The organism is Kitasatospora griseola, assembly GCF_044999035.1.
Lineage (GTDB): Bacteria > Actinomycetota > Actinomycetes > Streptomycetales > Streptomycetaceae > Kitasatospora > Kitasatospora griseola.
In genome coordinates, this window is the sequence record NZ_CP173360.1 from 8150892 (window position 1) to 8163709 (window position 12818).

14 protein-coding genes and 1 pseudogene are annotated in these 12818 nt (G+C 72.7%); 12 read left to right on the forward strand and 3 right to left on the reverse strand.

What is annotated here, in order from left to right:
* Positions 1-177 precede the first annotated feature (177 nt).
* The 8 genes and pseudogenes from ACI1MP_RS36280 to ACI1MP_RS36315 form a co-directional block, all read left to right on the forward strand.
* Positions 178-420 (forward strand): annotated as a pseudogene (locus tag ACI1MP_RS36280) (ArsR/SmtB family transcription factor); the annotation flags it as partial.
* Positions 421-752: 332 nt separating this feature from the next.
* Entirely contained in the window at positions 753-2159 is a 1407-nt protein-coding gene (locus ACI1MP_RS36285) for a family 2B encapsulin nanocompartment shell protein (RefSeq protein ID WP_380337519.1), read from the forward strand.
* A gap of 794 nt (positions 2160-2953) precedes the next feature.
* Complete coding sequence (locus tag ACI1MP_RS36290; protein ID WP_404870626.1) at positions 2954-3259, forward strand: hypothetical protein; 306 nt, start codon at positions 2954-2956, stop codon at positions 3257-3259.
* Between the two features lie 64 nt (positions 3260-3323).
* Positions 3324-4088, forward strand: a complete 765-nt coding sequence (locus tag ACI1MP_RS36295; RefSeq protein WP_100588425.1) for a DUF4239 domain-containing protein — start codon at positions 3324-3326, stop codon at positions 4086-4088.
* Positions 4089-4267: 179 nt separating this feature from the next.
* Entirely contained in the window at positions 4268-4882 is a 615-nt protein-coding gene (locus tag ACI1MP_RS36300; RefSeq protein ID WP_404870627.1) for a hypothetical protein, read from the forward strand.
* A gap of 121 nt (positions 4883-5003) precedes the next feature.
* Positions 5004-6455 carry an amidase gene (locus tag ACI1MP_RS36305; protein WP_404870628.1) on the forward strand — a complete coding sequence of 484 codons (1452 nt, stop codon included), beginning with the start codon at positions 5004-5006 and terminating at the stop codon, positions 6453-6455.
* 72 nt (positions 6456-6527) lie between these two features.
* Positions 6528-6980 (forward strand): MarR family transcriptional regulator, encoded by a 453-nt coding sequence (locus ACI1MP_RS36310; protein WP_100588428.1) that lies wholly within the window; start codon positions 6528-6530, stop codon positions 6978-6980.
* 122 nt (positions 6981-7102) lie between these two features.
* Positions 7103-7711 (forward strand): DJ-1/PfpI family protein, encoded by a 609-nt coding sequence (locus ACI1MP_RS36315; protein ID WP_380337531.1) that lies wholly within the window; start codon positions 7103-7105, stop codon positions 7709-7711.
* Positions 7712-7768: 57 nt separating this feature from the next.
* Here ACI1MP_RS36315 and ACI1MP_RS36320 read toward each other — a convergent pair whose 3' ends face one another.
* Entirely contained in the window at positions 7769-8179 is a 411-nt protein-coding gene (locus ACI1MP_RS36320; RefSeq protein WP_404870629.1) for a nuclear transport factor 2 family protein, read from the reverse strand.
* A 180-nt stretch (positions 8180-8359) separates the two neighbouring features.
* Between ACI1MP_RS36320 and ACI1MP_RS36325 the strand changes: the two genes are divergently transcribed.
* Both ACI1MP_RS36325 and ACI1MP_RS36330 read left to right on the forward strand, forming a co-directional pair.
* Positions 8360-9367, forward strand: a complete 1008-nt coding sequence (locus ACI1MP_RS36325) for an LD-carboxypeptidase (RefSeq protein WP_404870630.1) — start codon at positions 8360-8362, stop codon at positions 9365-9367.
* Between the two features lie 43 nt (positions 9368-9410).
* Positions 9411-9944 carry a GNAT family N-acetyltransferase gene (locus tag ACI1MP_RS36330; protein WP_380337868.1) on the forward strand — a complete coding sequence of 178 codons (534 nt, stop codon included), beginning with the start codon at positions 9411-9413 and terminating at the stop codon, positions 9942-9944.
* A 12-nt stretch (positions 9945-9956) separates the two neighbouring features.
* Here the strand turns inward: ACI1MP_RS36330 and ACI1MP_RS36335 are convergent, their stop codons facing one another.
* Positions 9957-10736 (reverse strand): hypothetical protein, encoded by a 780-nt coding sequence (locus ACI1MP_RS36335; RefSeq protein WP_404870631.1) that lies wholly within the window; start codon positions 10734-10736, stop codon positions 9957-9959.
* An 82-nt stretch (positions 10737-10818) separates the two neighbouring features.
* Here ACI1MP_RS36335 and ACI1MP_RS36340 point away from each other — a divergent pair, with 82 nt between their 5' ends.
* Positions 10819-11370, forward strand: a complete 552-nt coding sequence (locus tag ACI1MP_RS36340) for a GNAT family N-acetyltransferase (RefSeq protein ID WP_404870632.1) — start codon at positions 10819-10821, stop codon at positions 11368-11370.
* 50 nt (positions 11371-11420) lie between these two features.
* Complete coding sequence (locus tag ACI1MP_RS36345; RefSeq protein WP_404870633.1) at positions 11421-12317, forward strand: phosphotransferase; 897 nt, start codon at positions 11421-11423, stop codon at positions 12315-12317.
* Between the two features lie 95 nt (positions 12318-12412).
* Here ACI1MP_RS36345 and ACI1MP_RS36350 read toward each other — a convergent pair whose 3' ends face one another.
* On the reverse strand, positions 12413-12772 hold the full coding sequence (locus tag ACI1MP_RS36350) for a nuclear transport factor 2 family protein (protein ID WP_404870634.1): 360 nt from the start codon (positions 12770-12772) through the stop codon (positions 12413-12415).
* Between the last annotated feature and the right edge of the window lie 46 nt (positions 12773-12818).

A 12818-nucleotide genomic window follows, 5' to 3' on the forward strand; every position in this document is an offset into this window, starting at 1 on the left:
CGTACGCGCCGGAGGACGCCGGGCTGCTGTTCGCCGCCGGTGCCGTCGGCATGCTGGGCGGGGACGTCGCGGTCGGCCGTTTCGTCTCCCGGGCGTGGCAGGCCCGGCTCGGCGTCCCGCTGTACCTGCTGCTCGCCGGCCGCGCCCTTCCTGCTGTTCGCCCTGCGCCCCGCGCTGCCCGTGCTGTTGGGACGGCTGCTCGGCCCGGCTCGGGCGGACGTCCTGGTGCTGCTCGGCGCTCCGAAGACCACCACCCAGCTGGTCGCGCTGACCGGACAAGGGCTGGGCTCGGTCGGGCGGCACCTGAAGGTCCTGTTCGACGCCCGACTGGTGCAGCGCCGACGCGCCGGACGGTCCGTGCTCTACTTCCGCACCGACGCCGGCGACGTCCTGGTGCGGGCACAGAGCGACGGCGGCTGACGGAACTGGCGCGTTCTCGACGGTGCCGGGCCGTGCGGGGCGGGTGGTTCGCGGTCAACCTGGGTTGCCGCGTGCCATCCGGATGCCAAACCGGACGGAGTCAGTCCCAATCCTGATGGGGCCAAGATTCACCTGATCGGGTGCACCCTCGGCTTCGTGCGAGGACTTGGGAGTGGCGAAGATCTACTGTTCGGGAGGCGGTGGGCGGCACGGCGACCAGAGGTCCCTCCGAACCCTCCAGCCACACCCTTTCTCTTTGCCAAGACCCCACCACACCCACGGATCTGACGGCATGTCAGCTCACGTGGCGAGACGAAGGAGAACCCGGCCCGATGTCCGTGGACAGCAGCCCGGAGACTCAGCAGGCGCAGCGCCAGCAGACCAGCCTCACCACCGCCGCCGCACGCAACCTGGCGACCACCACCAAGTCCGCACCGCAGATGCAGGAGATCACCTCCCGCTGGCTGCTGCGGATGCTGCCCTGGGTGCAGACCTCCGGCGGTACCTACCGGGTCAACCGGCGCCTGACCTACACGGTCGGCGACGGCCGGATCGAGTTCATCCAGACCGGCGGCGACGTCCGGGTCATCCCCCGGGAGCTCGGTGAACTCGCCCTGCTGCGCGGCTTCGAGGACGACGACGTGCTGTCGGCGATCGCCGACCGGTGCGTGCAGCGCGAGTTCCGGGCCGGGGAGACCCTGGCCGAGCGCGGCACCCCGTCCGACAAGATCCACCTGATCGCGCACGGCAAGATCAACCAGATCTCCACCGGCAAGTACGGCGACGACGCGGTGATCGGCGTCCTCGGCGACGGCGACCGGTTCGGCGAGAACGCCCTGCTGGACGCCGACGCCAGCTGGGACTACACGGCCACCGCCAAGACCTCCGGCACCCTGCTCACCCTCAGCCGGGCCGACTTCCAGTCGGTGCTCGCCCAGTCCGAGAGCCTGCAGGCCCACATCCGGGACTTCGCCAGCCTCCCGCTCCAGCGGCAGAACGAGCTCGGCGAGGCCGAGATCGCGATGTCCGCGGGCCACGAGGGCGAGCACCTGCTGCCCACCGCGTTCGTCGACTACGAGCTCAAGCCGCGCGAGTACGAGCTGTCTATCGCACAGACCGTGCTGCGGGTGCACTCCCGCGTCGCGGACCTCTACAACCAGCCGATGAACCAGATCGAGCAGCAGCTCAAGCTCACCGTCGAGGCGCTCCGCGAGCGCCAGGAGCACGAGCTGATCAACAACCGCGAGTTCGGTCTGCTCTCCAACTGCGCTTTCAACCAGCGGATCCAGACCCACTCCGGCCCCGCCACCCCCGACGACCTGGACGAGCTGCTCAGCCGCCGCCGCGACTCCGAGTTCTTCCTCGCCCACCCCAAGACCATCGCCGCGCTCGGCCGGGAGTTCAACTCCCGCGGCCTGTACCCGGACACGGTCGACCTCCAGGGCCACAAGGTGCCGGCCTGGCGCGGCGTCCCGATCCTGCCCTGCAACAAGATCCCGATCACCCCGGAGAACACCAGCTCCATCCTGGTGATGCGTACCGGCGAGCACAACCAGGGCGTCGTCGGCCTGCACCAGACCGGCATCCCCGACGAGTACCAGCCGAGCCTGTCGGTCCGCTTCATGGGCATCGACGACAAGGCCGTCATCAACTACCTGGTGACCGCGTACTACTCCGCGGCCATCATGGTGCCGGACGCGCTCGGCGTGCTCGAGAACGTGGAGATCGCCGTCCGCTGAGGCGGCGGCCGAGAACCGGCACGAGGAAGATCACGGCGGACCGCTGCAGGCCGTAACCAAACGGCGGTCCGATCGGTTGAGGGTGCGTCGGATTGATCATGCAGTTCCGTTTCTGCGACGGAACAGCATCGGTCTTCCGACGTGCCCTCGACTGCGCTCCGGCTCGAAAGCGGTGCCGGTTCGATCGTCCACAGCCACAGGAAGGTTGGACCATGCCCATGCAGCGGAACGACCGGCCGCCCGCGCACCGCGGGGCAGCGGCGGAGACCTTACCCACCCCGACGGCGCGCCGCGGCGTCCGGGCGGTGGGGCTGCGGACGGCCGGGGCGTTCGCCGGGGTCGCCGTGATGTGCGCGGTGCTCACGGGCGCCACCCGGACCGCCGCCACCGACACGACCGCCTACGAGCGGGACGACGGGCGGCGGTTGGAGATCTGCGTCCACGTGCACAGCTCCGTCGACGCTGCCGGAGTGCACGTCGAGGTGGACGCCGAGGGCGGGGCCGACGTCGCGCTCCCGCTGCACCCGCTGCGCGGGTCACAGGGGGACGAGGGGGGCCGGGGGAACCCGGGGGGACGAGGGAGCAGCCACGGGGGTGGCCACGGCGGGGGAGACGACCAGGGCGGGGACGACCAGGGCGGGGACGGGCACGGGCACCACTGCCACCCGCGGCCGACACCCACTCCTACGCCCAGCCCTTCGCGCAGTTGCTCGCCAACTCCCAAGCCGAGCCCGACAGTCGAGCCGAGCCTGACGCCGAGCCCCACGCCGACGCCGGCACCGAAACCCACGCCGGTGCCCACACCCACACCGGCCCCGCCGAAGCCGCAGCCCGCGCCCACCCGCAGCGCGGCGCCGATCGTGCCCGCGCCGCCCACCCCCGCAGCGACGACGCCCGCCCCGAGCCCCGTACCGAGTCGGCCCGTGCCGCAGGCGTCCGTCCACCTGCCGCCGCCGCTGGTGCACGCCGCACCGCCCACCCGCCACGGCAGTTCGACCACCACCCGGATGCTGGTGGTCACCGTCCCCGCGGTCATCGCCGTGGCGGCGTTGCGCCCGAGCGGGAAGTCCCGGGCCGCCGCCCGCCGCGGCCGTTCCTGACGAATCGTCAAGTCACGTTCATTCCAGTCAAGTTGTCGATGCAAGCAACAGGGAAGGACCTGTCATGTCCGAATGGGTGGCGCTCGCCATCGTGATGGCCGGGGCGTGCCTGGTCGTCGTCGCCGTGGTGCTGCTGAGGCACCGCAAGGTCGCTCTCCACGAGGACACCTCGGAGACGCCGGACGTCATCGAGTACATCACCATGATGATCGGCGTCGTGTACGCCATCGTGCTGGGCCTGGCGATCGCCGGCGTCTGGGAGTCCCGGTCGTCCGCGCAGGACGACGTGCAGCGCGAGGCCCAGGCGCTGCACGAGGTCAGCGCGCGGGCCGAGGTGTTCCCCGCGGACTTCCGGGCGACGGTCGACAAGGACGTCGACGGCTACGTCTCGTTCGTGGTGAACACCGAGTGGCACCACATGCGCACCCAGGGGGAACTCTCCCCGGAGGGCACCGACCTCCTGGCCAAGCTGCGAACCGACGTGGCCTCGCACGCCCCGCAGAACGACATCGAGGCGCAGGCCTACCAGGCGATGATGGACAAGATCGCCACCGCCGACGAGGCCCGCAACTCCCGTGGCGGCAACACCGGTCCGACCATGCCCGGCGTGGTCTGGTTCGGCCTGATCGTCGGCGCCGTGGTCACCGTCGGCATGCTGTTCGCGCTGCAGATCCGGCGCTCCGGGCGGGAGTTGGTGCTGGCCGGCACGTTCAGCGCGCTGATCGGCTTCCTGCTGTTCCTGATCTGGGACTTCGACGACCCGTTCGGGCGCGGCATGTCGGTCACCACGCAACCGTTCCTGGACCTGTTCCCGTCCCTCAACCAGTAGTCCGAGCGGTGGAGATGGAGAACATCCGGCCACTCCGGGCCGATTCGCACATTACGCTGGGGGCGGCCGCCCACGCGGGGACGGGGGAACGGTCCCGGGCGGCCGACGAGGAGGCCGCGCAGCGGGACGCCACGGGCGGAACGGGCGCGGCGGCACAACGCGCAACGGGGAGACGGGGCATGGGGGCGCAGGACACCGAGGGGTGGCGCCGCGGCGAATCGCATGCGGCGGCGACGGGTTCGGCAGGGGCGGGTGCGGCAGCCGGGAGCAGGTACGCGCGGGTGGAGCGGGAGCGCCGCTTCCTGCTCGCCCGGGTCCCCGCGCCCAGTGCCGTCACCTGCGCCCGGCTGATCACCGACCGGTACGTGGACGGCACCCGCCTGCGGCTGCGTCACGTCGAGCGGATCGACACCGGGGAGTGCGCCCACAAACTCACCCAGAAGATCCCGGCGCCGCCCGGTGCCACCGGCCCGGTGCGGGGTCTGATCACCAGCATGTACCTGTCGGGGGAGGAGTACTCCCTGCTGCTGGACGTGCTGCCCGGCCGGGTGCTGACCAAGACCCGGCTGAGCGTCCCCCCGCTGGGCATCGACGTGTTCGACGGCCGGCTGCTCGGACTGGTGCTGGCGGAGGCGGAGTTCGAGACCACCGAGGACGCAGAAACGTTCGTGCCCCCGGCGGGTTGTCTGGCCGAGGTCACCGACGACCCGCGCTTCACCGGCGGCTCGCTGGCCCACGCCGAGCGCGCCCAGGTGCGCGGCTGGCTGGCGGACTACGGGCTGCTGCTGGCCTGAGGTTTCCCGTCCCGGGCCGACTTCAGTCGCAGGGAAGGGAATTGACGAGTGTCGGGGCCGCTGGTCGGTTGTGCGAAGTGGTGTTTCGTGCCCCCTCCCGGAGGCCAGTACGGTCCGGTCCATGGACGTGAATTTCAAGTCGGCCGAAGAACTCACCGCTGCCCTGCGCGCCGGTGAGGTGACCTCGGCGGAGCTGACCGAAGCGGCGATCGCCCGCATCGAGCGGGACGACAAGCCGATCAACGCGATCTGCGTGCCGGACTTCGACCGGGCCCGGGCCGCCGCGCACAGGGCCGACCGGGCGCGCGCCCGCGGCGAGGACCGGCCGCTGCTCGGCATCCCGGTGACGGTGAAGGAGTGCTACGACATCGCGGGGTTGCCCACCACCTTCGGCATGCCGCAGCACCGGGACTTCGTGCCGGCCGAGGACGCGCTGCAGGTGTCGCGGCTCAAGGCCGCCGGCGCGGTGGTGCTCGGCAAGACCAATGTGCCCCGCGGGCTGCAGGACATCCAGAGCTTCAACGAGATCTACGGCACCACCAACAATCCGTGGAACCACGCCCGCACCTCCGGCGGATCCTCCGGCGGATCGGCGGCGGCCCTGGCGTCCGGGTTCGGCGCGCTGTCCATCGGCTCCGACCTGGCCGGTTCGCTGCGCACGCCCGCGCACTTCTGCGGCGTCTACGCGCACAAGCCGACGCTCGGGATGCTGCCGACCCGCGGCATGGTTCCGCCTCCCGGTCCGGCCCTGCCGACCGAGCTCGACCTCGCCGTGGTCGGCCCGATGGCGCGCACCGCCCGTGACCTGACGCTGCTGCTGGACGTCATGGCCGGGCCGGACCCACTGACGTCCGGCGTGGCGTACCGGCTGGCGCTGCCGCCCGCGCGCCACGAGCGGCTGGGCGACTTCCGGGTCCTGGTCGTCGAGGAGCATCCGTTCATCCCGACCGGGTCCGCCGTACGGGCCGGCCTGAACCGAGTGGCCGACGCGCTCGCCGCCGGCGGCGCCCGCGTCGACCGGCACAGTCCGCTGCTGCCCGATCTCGCCGACACCGCGGCCCTCTACATGCAGTTCCTGTTCTCCGGCACCGTCGCGCACTTCCCCGTCGACGAGCGCGAGCAGTTGCAGGCGCGCGCCGCCGCGCTGGGCGCGGACGACCGGAGCCTCGACGCGGCTCGGCTGCGGGGCATGGTGCTCAGCCACAGCGACTGGCTGGAGCTGAACTTCCGCCGCGAGGTCCACCGCCACGGCTGGCGGCAACTGTTCGCCGAGTACGACGCCGTGGTGTGCCCGATCACGCCCACGCCGGCGTTCCCGCACGACCACCACCCCCACCCGTTGGAGCGCCTGCTCGACATCGACGGCGTCGGGTATCCGTACTTCGACCAGCTGGTCTGGGCCGGCGTGGCCACCATGCCCGGGCTGCCGGCCACCGCCGTGCCGACGGGGCCGTCCCCCGAGGGCCTGCCGGTGGGCGTGCAGATCGTCGGCCCGATGTTCGAGGACCGCACTCCGCTGCGGCTGGCCGAGCTCCTGGAGCGGGAGATCGGTGGCTTCCGGGCGCCCAACTGAGGGGGGCTCTTCCCGGCCGGATGATGTACAGGCAAACTGTACCTTCGGCGGCCGGGAACCTACGCTGGCCCCATGAGTGAAGACCGGGAGGCCGCACCGTCCGCCGTGCAGGCCTCGCAGCAGGTGCGATCCGTGATCGGCCGGCTGCGCCGGCGCATCAGAGCCGCCGCCGGAACGGGCGACCTGACGCTCACCCAGGCGTCCGCGATGGGGCGGCTGCTGGACAGCGACGGACAGGGTCTGACCACCAGCGACCTGGCGGTCGCCGAAGGCATGCGCCACCAGTCGATGGCCACCACCATCGCCGCGCTCACCGCGCAGGGCCTGGTGGAACGCCGCCGCGACCCCGACGACGGACGCCGGATGCTCATCGTGCTCACCCCCGAGGGCCGCCGCCGCGCGGAGGACGGCCGACGGGCGCGCGGCGAATGGCTCGCCGCCGAACTCCAGGCCAAGTGCACCGAAGCGGAGCGGCAGACCGTGATCGCGGCCATGGCCGTCCTGGAACGACTCGGCCACGACTGACGGTCCGGCCCGGCTCCTTCCAGGGCCGTCGTCGACCTGCGTGCCGCGCCCGCCGGTCGACGGTCGACCAGGAGCGGCGCGTCGGCGAGACTGAGGGCCTGGCGCCCCTTGGAGGAGTTGTGATGCAGGTAGCCGTGGTCACCTTCGACGGTTTCAACGAACTCGACAGTTTCATCGCCTCCGCGTTGATCAACCGCTGTCGCAAGGACGGCCTGGAGGCCTTCCTCACCACGCCCACCCCCGTGGTCACCTCGATGAACGGGGTGGAGGTGACCGGGCAGCGCCCGATGGAGTTCGTGACCGAGGCCGACGTGGTGCTGATCGGCAGCGGGGTGAAGACCCGCGACGTGGTCGCCGACGACCGGCTGATCTCGCGGCTGCCGCTCGACCCCGCACGACAGCTGATCGGCGCGCAGTGCTCGGGCGCCCTGGTGCTCGCCCGGCTCGGCCTGCTGGACGGCATGCCCGCCTGCACGGATCTCACCAGCCGGCCCTTCGTCGAGGCCCGCGGCGTGACGGTGCTCGACACGCCGTTCCACGCCGAGGGGAACATCGCCACGGCGGGCGGCTGCCTGGCGTCCCAGTACCTCGCCACCTGGGTCGTCACCCGCGCGCTCGGGGAGAACGCCGCCCGCGACGTCCTCGGCTACGTCGCCCCCGTCGGCGAACAGCAGGAGACGATCGAACGCGCGCTGCGCGCCGTACGGGTCGGCGAGGTCGCACTGGGCTGACGAGTCGTGCCCTGTCCGGGCCGGCGACCCGACGGGCCGTCGGCCCGGACCCGACGGCTACCGGTCGGTGAACCCGCCGGAGACGGCGAGGCCGTCCATGTAGTCGCGGGCGTGGATGATCAGACCGTCGCGGACCCGGATCACCAGCAGCCCCGCGATCGCGAACTCGCCGTGTCCACCGGCGATTTCACCCCGCACCTGCTGTTCGACCACCAGCACCTCCGGATCGGTCGACCGGTGCACGGCGGTCTCCTCGATCTCCGTCGGCCGCGCCGGAGTCGCGGACCACGCCGCCCGGTACCCCGCCCGGATCGCCTCCCGCCCCTCGTACCGAGCCGGAAAACGGGGGAATCGGAACGGGAACTCGTGGACGCCGTCCGGCGCGTAGAGCTCGGCCAGCGCATCGGCGTCCAGATCGAGCATCGCCCGCCGGTAACGGGCCAGGATGTCCAACAGCGGTTCGGCCATGGCGGTACCCCCAGGTGTTCGTTCACGGGTGGATCGGTCTCGCACCCTACGCCTGCCTGACGAGACGTCACCCGAGAACCTGACAGCCGGACTCACGCGGTCGAGCGCCGGGCGGGCCACCGCCCCGGCGGTCGGTGAAATCCGGGTGCTTCCGGAGACGGCGCCCGGGACACTGACGCCATGACCGCCGCCGCGTCGCCCCGCCCGCTCCGCCCGCGTGCCCTGCGGCCCGGAGACCTCGTCGTCATCGCCGCGCTGTCCGGTCCGCTGTCGGCCGGGTACGAGCCGCACGTGGCGCGGACGGTGGCGGTGTTCGAGCGGATGGGGTTCCGGGTGCGCCGGGCGCCGCTGCTCGAAGTGGGACGCCGCCACTGGTGGAGCGCGGCCGCGCCGGCGGAGATCGCCGCGGAGCTCAACGGCCTGCTGCGCGACCCCGAGGTGCGCGCGATCGTCGCGAGCGACGGCGGCCAGACGGCGCTCGGCTACCTCGACCTGATCGACGTCGAGGCGATCCGGGCCGACCCCAAGCCGATCCTCGGCTACAGCGACATCTCCCTGCTGCACCTGGTGCTGCACGCGCGCACCGGCCTGGTCGGGTTCCACGCCGACATGGCCGTCCCCGGCTTCGGCGGACACTGGCGGTCCGCGCCCGCGGCGCGGCAGGCGGAACTCGAAAGGCTGTACGGCGCGTTGCTGACCAGCACCGAGGCGATCGGCGCGCTGCCCACGAGCCCGGGGTGGGAGTGCTGGCGCCCCGGACGGGCGGAAGGGCGGCTGATCGGCGGGGTGATCAACCGAATCGTGCTGGCGCAGGCGACGCCCTTCGCGCTGCCGCTCGAACGGTTCGACGGCGCGGTGCTGTTCTGGGAGGAGATGGGCGGCCACGCCTCGTACGTGTGGAGCTACCTGCAGGTGATGCGGCACTCCGGCATCCTCGACCGGATCGCCGGCATGGTCGTGGGCGTGCCGCGCGAGATCGCCGGACTCGAACCCGGCGCGTCCCCGACGCTGCGCGAGATCGTCCTCGACGTCCTCGGCGACCGCGACATCCCCGTCCTGGGCAACGTCGACATCGGGCACGCCGGCCCCAACCTGCCGATGCCGGTCGGCGTCCGCGTCGGACTCGACGCGCAGCGGCGGACGTTGGCGCTGCTCGAACCCGCGGTGGGCCGGGAGCCCGGGCCCTGACTGGCCGTCGGCGCGGCGGGTGGAGCAGGATGGGCGGGTGGAGATGCCCAGGACGGTGCCGGAGATCGCGGCGGAGAACGGATTCCGGCTGCGACGCTGGGAGCCGACGGACCGGGAACTGCTGCGGGAGGCCGCCACCGACCCGTACATCCCGCTGATCACCACCGTGCCCGCCCCGTACTCCGATGCGGAGGCCGACGCGTTCGTGCACCGGCAGTGGCGGCGCACCGAGATCGGCACCGGCTACCCGTTCGTCATCGAGGACCCCGCCGGGCGGGCCGTCGGCAACGTCGGCCTGTGGGTCGGCGAACTGCCGCTGCGCGGCTGCGCCACCGCCGGCTACTGGGTGGCCGGCGGCCACCGGGGCCGGGGTGTCGCGCTCGCCGGGCTGAACGCCGTCACCGCCTGGGCGTTCGGCGAACTGGCCGTCCCGCGAGTCGAGTTGTACGTGGAACCGTGGAACACCGGCTCGCTGCGCACCGCCGAACGGGCCGGCTACCGGCGCGAGACGCTGGTGCCCGCGCACCAGGAGGTCGGCGGCGAACCGCGCGACATGTGGCGCTTCGCGCTGCCGTAGCGGTGCGGGGCGTCACGCTCCCGACACGTTGAGGTAGTAGTGGTTGCGGGGCTCCGGCCGCATGGCCCGGGCCGATTCCGCGACCTGCCGCGCCTGGGCGGCGGACAGCCGGCGGGCCTCCCACAACAGCGCCGCGGCGTCCACGGCCTCCGGCGCCGCCGCCGGAGGCGGCTCGGGCAGCGCGACACCGGTCAGTGCGGACAGGTCCTGGGCGTCGATGCCCAGCAGTGCGGCGAAGTCGAGGACCAGCCGGGGCGTCAGCTCCGCCTCTCCGCGGCCGATCAGGCCGTAGGTGCTCGCCGCCAGATAGGAGGGCGTCAGCACCGCGAGCACGTGGGCCAGGCCGGGCAGCGAGAGGTTCCGGTGGCGGAACATCCGGATCACCCGTCCGCCCGGGCTGTCCGACTCGGCGCCGAACTGCGTCGGCCGGGTGTCCGCAGGGCGGTCCTGCTGAGGCAACGACCGTATGTGCTGCAGGAGTTGGTGCCGTTCGGCGGCCGGGAGGTGGACCCCGTCCTGCACGATGTGCGAAGCCGAGCGCCCGGCGGCAGGGTCGCACGCCGTCAGCTCGTCCGGGACGGACACCCCGGCGAGGACGAACAGGTCGACCGCGTGCAGCCCCAGCGCGCCGGCCAGCGGACGGAGCAGGCCCGCGTCCGGGGACGCGCCGGCGAGCAGCGCCCGGAGGTCCGACGTCGACAGCCCCGCGCGGTCGGCGAGAGAGGGGACGTCGAGGGCGCGGCGGTCCAGCAGACGCCGCAGGCCGGCGCCGAAGTCGAGGGGCTCCGTCATGGCCGGCAGCCTACGGGCGCGGCAGGGGCGACGGGCAGTAATTCGGATGAATGACGGGGGGAGTGCGGCTGGCATCCGCCCCATGACCGTCGAGCACGTCCTTCCCGCCCTCACCCTCGCACCGATCGACGTGGACGACGCGGAGTTGCTGCACGCCTGGTGGTCCGAGCCCGTGACGGCGCACGAGTCGGGCCACTGGCCGCGACCGCTGTCGGCGATCCGCGAGCGGATCGAGAGCGACATCGAGGACTCCGACCAGGACGGCTTCCTGATCCTGGCCTCGGACGAAACCCCGGTCGGCGCCGCCTTCCTGACGGATCAGAACATGTCCGACGGCGCCGCCGCTGTCCGCCTCCTCGTCGACCCGGACCATCGCGGCCGCGGCTACAGGCAGGCCGCCCTGCACGCCCTGACCGACCTGGCGTTCGGCGAACTCCCGCTGCACCGCCTCGAAGCGCTCCCGCACACCGACAACGCCCTCGCGCTCGGCGTCCTCGCCCGCGCCGGCTTCACCCACGAGGGCGTCCGGCGCGCCGCCTGCCTCCACCGCGGGCGGCGCTACGACCTCGCGATGCTCTCCCTGCTCCGCCCCGAATGGGAGGCCCAGGACCGGCCGCGGTCCTGGGAGCTCTGACGGGGCATCAGCCCGGAGGCCTCCGGCTGCGTCGGCTACTGTGACTCGGCATGACCGAATCCGAGAGCGAAATCGGCGAGGACCTGGTCCGCGCGCTGCTGCGGGACCAGCATCCGGACCTGGCCGAGCTGCCCGTCCGTGAGGTGGCGGGTGGCTGGGGCAATCAGATGTGGCGTCTCGGGCCCGAGTTGGCCCTGCGGATGCAACGGATGGACACCGGACCCGAGCCGCAGCTCAAGGAACGCCGGTGGCTGCCGATGCTGGCCGCGCGGCTGCCGCTGCCGATTCCGGTCCCCGTGCGGGACGGCGCGCCGTCCGAAGCCTTTCCCAAGATCTGGACCGTCATGACCTGGGTCGAGGGCACGCCGCTGGACCACGGCGTGATCACCCGCGACGACCACGCGGCCGAGACACTGGCGGCCTTCCTCCGGGCCCTGCACGTGGCGGCGCCCGCCGACGCGCCGCCCGCCGGCGACTTCGGCGCCCACCCGAAGGACTGCACGGGCGGCTTCGAGCACTTCCTCCAAGCCGCCGCCCCCGCCGACCTGGTCGACGAGATCCGTGCGGTGTGGGGCGAGGCGGTGGCGGCGCCGGGATGGGAGGGCCCGCCGGTGTGGGTGCACGGCGACCTGCACCCCGCGAACGTCGTCGTCGCGGACGGGACCCTGGCGGGTGTCGTCGACTTCGGCGCGCTCTTCGCCGGCGACCCGGCATGGGACCTGGCGGCCGCCTGGCTGCTGCTCCCCGCGGGCGGCGCCGCACGGTTCTTCGACAGCTACGCGCAGGCGGACGGGGCGGCGGTGCGGCGAGCACGCGGGCTGGCCGCGATGAAGAGCCTGTTCCTGATGTCGATGGGCCGGAACGGGGACCTCGGCCTGCCCGGTGGCAAGTCGAACTGGGGGCCCGTCGGCAGGTCGGCACTCGACCGCGTCCTTCAGGGCCTCTGACGTCGGTCCCTCACCGGAGCGGACCGAACCGGAGCGGACCGGCCGGGGGGCGGGCCGGGCGGGCCGGGCGGGCCGGGCGGGCCGGGCCGCAGGCGTCACTCCACCTCGGCGCTGCCCTCGCGGTAGATCTTCGCCGAGGCGATGCGGCCGTCGCGCAGCCGGTAGAAGCCCGCGACGGAGCAGACCCGCCGCTCGCCGTCGACACGCAGCGTCTCGACCAGCTGGCAGGCCGCGCGGTCGCCGCCCACCAGGAGGTTCTGCACCGTCAAGGTCGGCAGCAGGTCGGCCATGGCGGCGGCGAACAGCTCCGCCAGGGCGGCGCGGCCGCGGACGACCGTCGTGCCGGTGATCCAGACCGCGTCGTCGGTGAAGCCGGCCATGAGCGCGTCGACGTCGCGGTCGTTGAAGGCGCGCACGTGCTCGTCGATGGCGGCGGCGACAGCTGAATCGTTCACCGCCGCAGTGTGCCGCGGCCGCGCACCGTGCGTCGCGGGAATTTCC

What these genes read in the sequence shown, in the direction of transcription:
- ACI1MP_RS36285 (WP_380337519.1), top strand. Translation starts at nt 753, where the DNA reads ATGTCCGTGGACAGCAGCCCGGAGACTCAGCAGGCGCAGCGCCAGCAG.
- ACI1MP_RS36315 (WP_380337531.1), top strand. Translation starts at nt 7,103, where the DNA reads ATGCAGGTAGCCGTGGTCACCTTCGACGGTTTCAACGAACTCGACAGT.
- ACI1MP_RS36295 (WP_100588425.1), top strand. Translation starts at nt 3,324, where the DNA reads ATGTCCGAATGGGTGGCGCTCGCCATCGTGATGGCCGGGGCGTGCCTG.
- ACI1MP_RS36320 (WP_404870629.1), bottom strand. Translation starts at nt 8,179, where the DNA reads ATGGCCGAACCGCTGTTGGACATCCTGGCCCGTTACCGGCGGGCGATG.
- ACI1MP_RS36330 (WP_380337868.1), top strand. Translation starts at nt 9,411, where the DNA reads ATGCCCAGGACGGTGCCGGAGATCGCGGCGGAGAACGGATTCCGGCTG.
- ACI1MP_RS36310 (WP_100588428.1), top strand. Translation starts at nt 6,528, where the DNA reads ATGAGTGAAGACCGGGAGGCCGCACCGTCCGCCGTGCAGGCCTCGCAG.
- ACI1MP_RS36335 (WP_404870631.1), bottom strand. Translation starts at nt 10,736, where the DNA reads ATGACGGAGCCCCTCGACTTCGGCGCCGGCCTGCGGCGTCTGCTGGAC.
- ACI1MP_RS36345 (WP_404870633.1), top strand. Translation starts at nt 11,421, where the DNA reads ATGACCGAATCCGAGAGCGAAATCGGCGAGGACCTGGTCCGCGCGCTG.
- ACI1MP_RS36305 (WP_404870628.1), top strand. Translation starts at nt 5,004, where the DNA reads ATGGACGTGAATTTCAAGTCGGCCGAAGAACTCACCGCTGCCCTGCGC.
- ACI1MP_RS36340 (WP_404870632.1), top strand. Translation starts at nt 10,819, where the DNA reads ATGACCGTCGAGCACGTCCTTCCCGCCCTCACCCTCGCACCGATCGAC.
- ACI1MP_RS36300 (WP_404870627.1), top strand. Translation starts at nt 4,268, where the DNA reads ATGGGGGCGCAGGACACCGAGGGGTGGCGCCGCGGCGAATCGCATGCG.
- ACI1MP_RS36325 (WP_404870630.1), top strand. Translation starts at nt 8,360, where the DNA reads ATGACCGCCGCCGCGTCGCCCCGCCCGCTCCGCCCGCGTGCCCTGCGG.